The sequence below is a fragment of the Thermoactinomyces sp. CICC 10521 genome, assembly GCF_016055135.1.
Taxonomy (GTDB): domain Bacteria; phylum Bacillota; class Bacilli; order Thermoactinomycetales; family Thermoactinomycetaceae; genus Thermoactinomyces_A; species Thermoactinomyces_A daqus.
On record NZ_JAECVZ010000085.1, the window covers coordinates 1 to 1,005 of the forward strand.

General features: G+C 50.1%; 1 protein-coding gene. It reads left to right on the top strand.

The features are described 5' to 3' along the window. Window positions 1-374: GNAT family N-acetyltransferase (locus I8U17_RS18065; RefSeq protein ID WP_198059995.1), on the top strand; the 374-nt coding region annotated here is incomplete at its 5' end. Window positions 375-1,005: the final 631 nt, after the last annotated feature.

The following is a 1,005-nucleotide window of genomic DNA, read 5'->3' on the forward strand; positions in this document are numbered from 1 at the left end:
GCCCAGACTATCCCCTATCCAAGCTGGAGAAAGACTGGAAAGAAGCGAACGAGAACCCTGGCGAATGTATGCTTGGTCTGTTTGAAAAGGAGACGGAAACGCCCACCGGTATCCTGACCTACCTGAAGCACAACCCCAGGGACGGCTTCCCCTGGATCGGTTTCCTCATCTTCCGGCGGGACCTGCACGGCCAAGGCCTGGGGCGCGAAGTCACCGAACACTTCCTGGATCTCACCTGCCGCCGGCTTGGCTGGACCTCCATCCACCTCGGCTTCCTCAAGGTGGAGATGAAAGAACTCTTCAACCTGCCGGAAAACCATGCGGGAGAACGGGTCGTCTGGGTGATGGAGAGGGAGCTGGCTTCGCCACATTAACCAAAAGGACAGAGGGATGCACCATCCTGCCACCCGTTGGGGTGGTTGCTTTTTTATGCTACTGCGTGGTAAATCCGCGTATTTCTGTCAGTGCCTCTATTAAGGCCCCTATTTCGGCGGGGTTTTGTCTTATGATGATTGCTTAGAATAGGATTTTTTTATTTGCTGGAGGTACCCCTATTAGCGGTTATTACTTAGAGAGATTTGTTTTTTTGAATAAAATCAAGCCATAGTAGATCCACTAACCAAAATAAAAATGCAGCTTGAGTTGATAAGCAACCAGTGCCTCCACTGATACCTTTCGCTGGAATCTTTCGGCCATCCCGTAAGGGATGGGGTTGAAGGGCTTTAACCCTTCCTTCAGAAGGCGGTCTATGGGACGTTCAAAGGTTGTACCATGACAGCGTACATTAGCAATTGTGTCGATCCACGAGCGGGCTTGTTGATTCAGGTTCTCAAGATTGGTAAATGTTCGTACACGAGGCTAAAAGTTTTTTCTCACATAGCCGATTCCGTTTTCTACCTTGCCCTTGGTTTGCGCTCGGTAAGGAGCACATCTTTTTAGGGTAAAGCCATGGTGAGTTGCGAAGCCGGCAAACCGCTCATTCCAAACGATATGACCGCTTTCATC